At 38.7% G+C, this 980-nt stretch carries 1 protein-coding gene; it reads left to right on the top strand.

The window, feature by feature from the left end:
• On the top strand, positions 1-980 hold a 980-nt coding region (locus H4J63_RS19760), incomplete at both ends, for an IS4 family transposase (RefSeq protein WP_182198105.1).

The raw sequence follows: 980 nt of genomic DNA, 5'->3' as shown, positions 1-980 counted from the left end.
ACAGTGTTTGCAAAGAATTAGGCGATGTGAACTGTGCAAATACATTAGGAAAACCATCAAAAACAAGAACGCTATATGCGCATTCAACTTTAGCAATTGATGCAGATACGGAGCATGTTATTGGTTTGCTCGACCAGTACTATTGGTTTAGGAAATCAAAGGTTAAAGGGACTAAAGATCAACAACAGCTACGCCCTTACGAAGAGAAAGAAAGCTATCGCTGGCAACAAACATTAATGGATATAAAAATACGTACAGGTGAATTATCAAATATACTTAACATCTGCGACAGAGAAGCTGACATTTATGAGTACATGACTTACCAAAAAGATGAAGGACATCGATTTTTAGTCAGAGCAAAGGAAAATAGAAAATTAATAGAGCCTCAATGCAATCTCAATCAGTTAATAGAAACAGCGCAAGGTCAGTGTTGTTACACTATTAATATAGCGCAACGTGCGGGAAGAAAAGCGCGTCAGGCCCGAATTACATTGAGCTATCAACCTATAACACTCGCCAAGCCTAAGCGAGTTCAAGGGCAAGAATCACCGACATTGAGTGTCAATGTCATTGTCTGTCAGGAAAAAGAAAGTACGCAAAAAAATCCATTATGTTGGATTTTATATACGACAGAGCCCGTAAATACAGCAGAAGATGCCCAGAAATTAGTAAGATACTATGAACTCCGCTGGCGTGTAGAGGAGTTTCATAAAACATGGAAAACAGATGGAACCGAAGTAGAAGATTTACGTTTGCAGCACAGTGATAATATTTTACGAATTGCGATCATTAAAGCGTTTATTGCTGTCAGGTTATTACAGCTGCAAAATATGGCGCAAAGGAGTGAATTAGCCAAAGAAGTGAGATGTACAACTTGTGTTAAAGAGATGACGTGGAAATTACTATGGGCAAAGGTTGAAAAGGATGTGTTGCCGGATAAAGTACCGTCTCTTCATTGGCTGTACTATAGTTTAGCGAAA

Source organism: Pseudoalteromonas sp. 5Ae-yellow, from assembly GCF_014077565.1.
GTDB lineage: Bacteria > Pseudomonadota > Gammaproteobacteria > Enterobacterales > Alteromonadaceae > Pseudoalteromonas.
The sequence above is the reverse complement of the archived record's forward strand: the minus strand, read 5'-3'. Positions and strand labels throughout refer to the sequence as shown.